Below are 8,081 nucleotides of genomic sequence, written 5' to 3'. Positions count from 1 at the left end.
TATCCAAAAGCAAACTTTAAGCTTTGTATGTGTAGTATTTCGTTTCCCAATTTTGAGATACTAAAGCATCTAGCTTATGTAATTACTACTCAATGTAACATAACATATTCTAATGTCTTTTAGCAATCATTGTTTTGCGGTGTTCTTTTTACTTAAAATACTTTAATCTATAATATAAATGCTTTAAAATCTCTATATCGTTTAAGATACATAGGGTCTTTAGAGTTATTTAGAAATATGGAAGCAAGATTTTGGTAATGATCTTTGACATCTAAGCAAGAAATAAAAGATAAACATTGTATCTTCTGGCAATATGCTAGATTCGTTACAATATTAATTCTTTTGTTTCTTAGTTACTATTTTCTCATTTGTATATGACTTTGAGCTTATGCTCTGATACTACAGAGTATAAGATGTAAAAAAGTCTTTGTGATTTAGAGCTAAGAGATACAAGGACAAACTACCAAACAAAAAAGATTAGAATCTTTGGATCATACTGGATTCATAGTGTCCTATATATTTTTATGGAGAGTTTGATCCTGGCTCAGAGTGAACGCTGGCGGCGTGCCTAATACATGCAAGTCGAACGATGAAGCTTCTAGCTTGCTAGAAGTGGATTAGTGGCGCACGGGTGAGTAATGCATAGGTAACATACCCTTTAGTCTGGGATAGCCACTGGAAACGGTGATTAATACCAGATACTCCCTATGGGGGAAAGTTTTTCGCTAAAGGATTGGCCTATGTCCTATCAGCTTGTTGGTGAGGTAATGGCTCACCAAGGCTATGACGGGTATCCGGCCTGAGAGGGTGATCGGACACACTGGAACTGAGACACGGTCCAGACTCCTACGGGAGGCAGCAGTAGGGAATATTGCTCAATGGGGGAAACCCTGAAGCAGCAACGCCGCGTGGAGGATGAAGGTTTTCGGATTGTAAACTCCTTTTGTTAGAGAAGATAATGACGGTATCTAACGAATAAGCACCGGCTAACTCCGTGCCAGCAGCCGCGGTAATACGGAGGGTGCAAGCGTTACTCGGAATCACTGGGCGTAAAGAGCGCGTAGGCGGGGTAGCAAGTCAGATGTGAAATCCTATGGCTTAACTATAGAACTGCATTTGAAACTGTTACTCTAGAGTATGGGAGAGGTAGGTGGAATTCTTGGTGTAGGGGTAAAATCCGTAGAGATCAAGAGGAATACTCATTGCGAAGGCGACCTGCTGGAACATTACTGACGCTGATGCGCGAAAGCGTGGGGAGCAAACAGGATTAGATACCCTGGTAGTCCACGCCCTAAACGATGAATGCTAGTTGTTGTGAGGCTTGTCCTTGCAGTAATGCAGCTAACGCATTAAGCATTCCGCCTGGGGAGTACGGTCGCAAGATTAAAACTCAAAGGAATAGACGGGGACCCGCACAAGCGGTGGAGCATGTGGTTTAATTCGAAGATACGCGAAGAACCTTACCTAGGCTTGACATTGATAGAATCTACTAGAGATAGTGGAGTGCCCTTCGGGGAGCTTGAAAACAGGTGCTGCACGGCTGTCGTCAGCTCGTGTCGTGAGATGTTGGGTTAAGTCCCGCAACGAGCGCAACCCTCGTCCTTAGTTGCTAGCAGTTTGGCTGAGCACTCTAAGGAGACTGCCTTCGTAAGGAGGAGGAAGGTGAGGACGACGTCAAGTCATCATGGCCCTTACGCCTAGGGCTACACACGTGCTACAATGGGGTGCACAAAGAGAAGCAATACTGCGAAGTGGAGCCAATCTCAAAAACATCTCTCAGTTCGGATTGTAGTCTGCAACTCGACTACATGAAGCTGGAATCGCTAGTAATCGCAAATCAGCCATGTTGCGGTGAATACGTTCCCGGGTCTTGTACTCACCGCCCGTCACACCATGGGAGTTGTATTTGCCTTAAGTCGGAATGCTAAACTGGCTACCGCCCACGGCAGATGCAGCGACTGGGGTGAAGTCGTAACAAGGTAACCGTAGGTGAACCTGCGGTTGGATCACCTCCTTTCTAGAGATATGTTTACTTACTTTATTGGAAGTAGACCATTAAAGATATAGTGTGAAACTTTTCATTTCTTGCTTAGTTTTCAGAGATCAAATAAGGATCTTGTTTGGTATACTTACGAGGGGCTTATAGCTCAGGTGGTTAGAGCGCACCCCTGATAAGGGTGAGGTCGGAGGTTCAAGTCCTCCTAAGCCCACCATAATGGGGAATTAGCTCAGCTGGGAGAGCGCCTGCTTTGCACGCAGGAGGTCAGCGGTTCGATCCCGCTATTCTCCACCATATGATAAATGATTTTGTAAGATGTGTGTTGATGGTGGTAGTAGCGAATATGTTATAGTAGGGTATATATCATATATTAATTCTTGATATATGAATATAGGCGCCATATTAAAAAAAGAGCGTTGAGTATTTTCTTAAGTTTGAAGTCTCATAAAAGTCTTAAGAGCAAGATAAGGTTTTTATGAGGTTTCTTATTGCTGTGTATTGCAGTAGTGTAATACATAATGATAGAGATCGTGTTATTTTACATTGTATTGTTAATAGCCTAAGTAAATTAAAGACTACAATCAATGCTTTGTTGTTGTATGTTGGACATACATTCAATAAGGCAGTGACTTTAGGATACACATTAAGTTTAAGGCGATAAGCTTAGCAAGGGCAAATGGTGGATGCCTTGGGTAGTAGAGGCGATGAAGGACGTACTAGACTGCGATAAGCTAGGGGGAGCTGTCAAGAAGCTTTGATCCCTAGATTTCCGAATGGGGCAACCCAATGTGTCGTGAGACACATTACCTTTAATGGAGCAAACCTAGCGAAGTGAAACATCTCAGTAGCTAGAGGAAAAGAAATCAAACGAGATTCTCCTAGTAGCGGCGAGCGAAAGGGGAATAGGGCAAACCGAATGCTTGCATTCGGGGTTGAGGACTGCAATATCCACTGCAATACTTTAATAGAATATTCTGGAAAGGATAGCCACAGAGGGTGATAGCCCCGTATATGAAAAGGTATTGCTAGGTAGCAGGATCCAGAGTAGGTCAGGACACGTGGAATCTGGACTGAAGCCGGGGGGACCACCCTCCAACCCTAAATACTACTACTACACCGATAGCGAACAAGTACCGTGAGGGAAAGGTGAAAAGAACCGCAGTGAGCGGAGTGAAATAGAACCTGAAACCATTTGCCTACAATCATTCAGAGCCCTATGATTTATCAGGGTGATGGACTGCCTTTTGCATAATGATCCTGCGAGTTGTGGTATCTGGCAAGGTTAAGCAAACGCGAAGCCGTAGCGAAAGCGAGTCTGAAAGGGCGTTTAGTCAGATGCTGCAGACCCGAAGCCAAGTGATCTATCCATGGCCAAGTTGAAGCGAGTGTAATAGCTCGTGGAGGACTGAACTCGTACCCATTGAAACGGGTTGGGATGAGCTGTGGATAGGGGTGAAAGGCCAAACAAACTTGGTGATAGCTGGTTCTCTTCGAAATATATTTAGGTATAGCCTCAAGTAATAGTAATAGGGGGTAGAGCACTGATTGGGCTAGGGCTGCTCACCGCGGTACCAACCCCTGTCAAACTTCGAATACCTATTACCGTATCTTGGGAGTCAGGCGGTGGGTGATAAAATCAATCGTCAAAAGGGGAACAACCCAGACTACCAACTAAGGTCCCAAAGTTCTATTCTAAGTGGAAAATGATGTGAAGTTACTTTGACAACCAGGAGGTTGGCTTAGAAGCAGCCATCCTTTAAAGAAAGCGTAACAGCTCACTGGTCTAGTGATTTTGCGCAGAAAATATAACGGGGCTAAGATAGACACCGAAGTTGTAGATTATGCTGATGCATAGTGGTAGAAGAGCGTTCGTATTGCGTTGAAGGTATACCGGTAAGGAGTGCTGGAGCGATGCGAAGTGAGCATGCAGGAATGAGTAGCGATAAAAGTGGTGAGAATCCACTTCGCCGAAAGTCTAAGGTTTCCTACGCGATGCTCGTCATCGTAGGGTTAGTCGGGTCCTAAGCCGAGTCCGAAAGGGGTAGGCGATGGCAAATAGGTTAATATTCCTATACCAATAGAAGTGTGCGATGGAAGGACGCATAGGGTTAGGTGAGCCAACTGATGGAAGTGTTGGTCTAAGGGTGTAGATTGGAGGATTGGCAAATCCGCCTCTGTATTCGAAACCTCAAAGGCTCTTTGAAATCTTCGGATGGAAAGGAGAATCATTGATACCGTCGTGCCAAGAAAAGTTTCTAAGTTTAGCTTCTATTGCCCGTACCGCAAACCGACACAGGTAGATGAGATGAGTATTCTAAGGCGCGTGAAAGAACTCTAGTTAAGGAACTCTGCAAACTAGCACCGTAAGTTCGCGATAAGGTGTGCCTAAGCAATTAGGTCTCAGCAAAGAGTCCCTCCCGACTGTTTACCAAAAACACAGCACTTTGCAAACTCGTAAGAGGAAGTATAAGGTGTGACGCCTGCCCGGTGCTCGAAGGTTAAGAGGATTAGTCAGACGCAAGTCGAAGCTTTGAATTGAAGCCCGAGTAAACGGCGGCCGTAACTATAACGGTCCTAAGGTAGCGAAATTCCTTGTCGGTTAAATACCGACCTGCATGAATGGCGTAACGAGATGGGAGCTGTCTCAACTAGGGATTCAGTGAAATTGTAGTGGAGGTGAAAATTCCTCCTACCCGCGGCAAGACGGAAAGACCCCGTGGACCTTTACTACAGCTTGACACTGCCGATGGGAGCATTATGCGCAGGATAGGTGGGAGGCTTTGAAATCTTCACTCCGGTGGAGATGGAGCCACCGTTGAGATACCACCCTTAATGTTTCTGTCTGCTAACTAGCTTGAGTTATCCTCAAGTAGGACAATGTCTGGTGGGTAGTTTGACTGGGGCGGTCGCCTCCTAAAAAGTAACGGAGGCTTGCAAAGGTTGGCTCAAAATGGTTGGAAATCATTTGTAGAGTGTAATGGCATAAGCCAGCCTGACTGTAAGACAAACAAGTCGAGCAGAGACGAAAGTCGGTCATAGTGATCCGGTGATTCTGTGTGGAAGGGTCATCGCTCAAAGGATAAAAGGTACCCCGGGGATAACAGGCTGATCTCCCCCAAGAGCTCACATCGACGGGGAGGTTTGGCACCTCGATGTCGGCTCATCGCATCCTGGGGCTGGAGCAGGTCCCAAGGGTATGGCTGTTCGCCATTTAAAGCGGTACGCGAGCTGGGTTCAGAACGTCGTGAGACAGTTCGGTCCCTATCTGCCGTGGGCGTAGGATTGTTGAGGAGAGCTGTCCCTAGTACGAGAGGACCGGGATGGACGTGCCACTGGTGCACCAGTTGTTCTGCCAAGAGCATCGCTGGGTAGCTACGCACGGATGTGATAACCGCTGAAAGCATCTAAGCGGGAAGCCAACTCCAAGATGAACAATCCCTGAAGGTCGCAGCAAGACTAGCTGCTTGATAGGGTAGATGTGTAAGCATAGTAATATGTTTAGCTGACTACTACTAATAGACCGTTTGGCTTATTTTTTATCTTAAACTTGTATTCTAAAGATTCACTGCCTTATTGAGTGTAGGTATTATATTTAGGTTATTAATGGAAAATGGAAATAAGGACAAGGTATATTTATGAGGTTTATTTGTAAGAAACAAGCTTGTTTTTACTTCCCTTTTCCTTGTGTTTATAGAGAGGAGGCAACACCCAGCTCCATTCCGAACCTGGCAGTTAAGCTCCTCTTCGCTGATGATACTGCACCTTTCAGGTGTGGGAATGTAGGTCGATGCAGGGATAGGGGAAATATCCTCTTTTTACTTCTTTTTAGACTTCTTGTTTTTATAGGTTTAATATATCAGATTGTTGTTTAGGTGATGTAGTGTTGTTGTGCTATATATGTAGGTATTTTTTCTTGTTATGTTGTGATAGATTCTGTTGTAGTGTTTTAGAGTGTTTAAGAAGAGGTGTAGGTATGATGGATAGAGCTAATAGATTTGTGTAAAATGTAGCTTTCTATGTTTCAGGTGGAAGTGTTGCTAAGCTTGGCATAAATATGGGGCTTGTATCTTCTGGCAGTAATTTTGATTAACAAAGATGTGATAGTGAAAGTAATGTGGTGGTTGGGTTTGTTGAGGGAGGTGGTTTCAAACTTTTATCCTTTTAAACAAACTTCTACGCTTGCTATAGGGCATAGTGGAGAGATAGCTTTAGCATACCTCTCAAAACCTAGCTTCTTTAAGTAATGTTTCCAATATAGGTAAATCACAAGGGCTTGATATACTAAGAAAAGAATTTGGCACTGCAGATACTAAGGTGTAAATGTATAATGCAGGATTGGTGTTTATGGGATTATGCAAGAGCTATAATTGTAGCAGCAATAGAATCATAATTAGACTTACAACATAACTTTATGTTAATAAAGTTTAGATTCTGTATAGCCTAAGGTATCAAGCCTTCTTGTTGCATATGCTCTAGTAGCTTGATAAAAGCCTGTGTGCGCAAAATCGCTCCCTCTTGATTTAGATGGTATGGCGTATCAAAGAAATATTGTCTTTCAAAATGAAAGTCTCTAAAGTCTCCATAAATTTCTATGTTGTGTTTTTTTAACTTCGCTTTGAGATTCTCAATTTTCGCAAAGGTTTGTGGATCATTGAGACTAAAGTATGGATTTTCCAAGGTAACAGGATAGGTAAGAAAGATTTTGATATTTTTTGATGTAGCAAAAGATTCAAGTAAGCATATTGATTTAAGAAAAAATCTGAAATCTCTAATACAATCTAGCAAATACACGGATTGCATATGTTGTGTTACTTATTTTGATTTATATGTGCTAAATATTTTTTTCATAAAAACATCTTTGGTATGAACACCATCGAGAAAATCATTAAATTTTCCACCTAATACATTTGGATCATAATCTCCATAGATTTTTATATTATGAGTTTTTGCATAGTTTTTAATAAAATCTCTAGCATTGAAAATATTTTTATATTTTTTATCATTTTGTAAGATCTCATAAAGCTTTGGATTGTATGGTGGGAGATAGAATACAAGTTCTATGTTTTGGGTTAATAAATAATTCATAAGTTCTATAAACGCTTGTGTATTTAGGCTTTTAAATCCCGTTATTTGATAATTTTTGAATCCTGCTACTCCATTAATTATTTCCTTATCGCTTGGGTTGCGTTTATACATGGGATAATATATGCTACCATCATTTGCATACACGAGGTATTGGGTATCTGTGCTTTGTGTGGTAAAAAATTCTTGTTTTATATTTCCTTTGAGTATAGCATGAATGTTGCTCTGTGTTTGTTTGAAAGAAATGGCTTCTTTACATTTGATAAAAAATGAAGTTTTTATCTTGGTTGATTGTGTGTGTTGTTTGCCGTGTATTTTTTCTTGCATTAAAGAAACATAATCATTGATACTAAGATATCTTAACTCTCTATTATTTGCATTGAATATCCAAGGATCAAGCCCAAAAATGATTCGTTTTGGTAATCTTGCGTGATATGCTACATATAAGCCTAAAATAGCATAATAATCATTTATTGTAGAGCCACTCATACCATGGTTAAAAAAATATTTTTCCCCGTATAGAAATTCTTTATGTAAGTTCATAATTCTTGATGATCCAATAGCAATAGTATGTGGTGTGAACAAGAGCTCCTGTATAATATATTTTTGCAATATTCGCTCATCCATGTTGCTTTCTTTGTAGGCAACATTATTTCCTGTGATAAGCATTTTTGCCACAGATTCTAACTTACTCGGGCGAAATATATTGTTCGAATCTATAATTATATTGAATGCGGTAATGCATAAAAGAATAGCCACAAAAAAAACAAAATGTAAGATATGTAAATGTTTTTGCCATTGCAACTTACCTTCTAAAAGTTAAAATATAAAAATGGAGAGTCTTGATTTATATACATAACGCAAAAAGCAAGTAACGCACTTAGTGTAATAGCTTTTGTTTTTGAATATATTAAAGAGATTGTTAATTGTGCAGAATTCTTACAAACAATCACTAGCACAAACACCCCAAAGAGTGCACCAATAACAATATATGAACTTT

Annotated in this window: 4 protein-coding genes, 2 tRNA genes and 3 rRNA genes; 6 read left to right on the top strand and 3 right to left on the bottom strand. The window is 41.3% G+C overall.

Annotation, left to right across the window (positions count from 1 at the left end; genetic code table 11):
- Positions 1-521: 521 nt before the first annotated feature.
- The 6 genes from C6H22_RS07380 to rrf all read left to right on the top strand — a co-directional run bounded on the left by C6H22_RS07380 (position 522) and on the right by rrf (position 5,795).
- Positions 522-2,017, top strand: a 16S ribosomal RNA gene (locus tag C6H22_RS07380).
- A gap of 119 nt (positions 2,018-2,136) precedes the next feature.
- Positions 2,137-2,213 (top strand) — tRNA-Ile (locus tag C6H22_RS07375).
- Positions 2,214-2,217: 4 nt separating this feature from the next.
- A tRNA-Ala gene (locus tag C6H22_RS07370) sits at positions 2,218-2,293 on the top strand.
- A 181-nt stretch (positions 2,294-2,474) separates the two neighbouring features.
- Positions 2,475-2,660: a hypothetical protein gene (locus C6H22_RS08695; RefSeq protein WP_158654667.1), complete on the top strand. Its 186-nt coding sequence runs from the start codon at positions 2,475-2,477 to the stop codon at positions 2,658-2,660.
- Positions 2,656-5,535 (top strand): 23S ribosomal RNA (locus tag C6H22_RS07365). The genes C6H22_RS08695 and C6H22_RS07365 overlap by 5 nt, the downstream gene beginning before the upstream one ends.
- Before the next feature lie 144 nt (positions 5,536-5,679).
- A 5S ribosomal RNA gene (gene rrf, locus C6H22_RS07360) occupies positions 5,680-5,795 on the top strand.
- Together the 16S, 23S and 5S rRNA genes with 2 tRNA genes alongside form the textbook arrangement of a ribosomal RNA operon.
- Before the next feature lie 644 nt (positions 5,796-6,439).
- Here rrf and C6H22_RS07355 read toward each other — a convergent pair.
- The 3 genes from C6H22_RS07355 to C6H22_RS08945 form a co-directional block, all read right to left on the bottom strand.
- Positions 6,440-6,799: a hypothetical protein gene (locus C6H22_RS07355; protein WP_158654666.1), complete on the bottom strand. Its 360-nt coding sequence runs from the start codon at positions 6,797-6,799 to the stop codon at positions 6,440-6,442.
- Positions 6,800-6,811: 12 nt separating this feature from the next.
- Positions 6,812-7,885 carry a hypothetical protein gene (locus C6H22_RS07350; protein WP_104694647.1) on the bottom strand — a complete coding sequence of 358 codons (1,074 nt, stop codon included), beginning with the start codon at positions 7,883-7,885 and terminating at the stop codon, positions 6,812-6,814.
- 8 nt (positions 7,886-7,893) lie between these two features.
- Positions 7,894-8,081 (bottom strand): hypothetical protein (locus C6H22_RS08945; RefSeq protein ID WP_233707086.1); only part of this gene is annotated, 188 nt, incomplete at its 5' end.

It is taken from the genome of Helicobacter equorum (assembly GCF_900198655.1).
Taxonomy (GTDB): domain Bacteria; phylum Campylobacterota; class Campylobacteria; order Campylobacterales; family Helicobacteraceae; genus Helicobacter_F; species Helicobacter_F equorum.
The sequence above is the reverse complement of the archived record's forward strand: the minus strand, read 5'-3'. Positions and strand labels throughout refer to the sequence as shown.

What these genes read in the sequence shown, in the direction of transcription:
- C6H22_RS08695 (WP_158654667.1), top strand. Translation starts at nt 2,475, where the DNA reads ATGAGGTTTCTTATTGCTGTGTATTGCAGTAGTGTAATACATAATGAT.
- C6H22_RS07355 (WP_158654666.1), bottom strand. Translation starts at nt 6,799, where the DNA reads ATGCAATCCGTGTATTTGCTAGATTGTATTAGAGATTTCAGATTTTTT.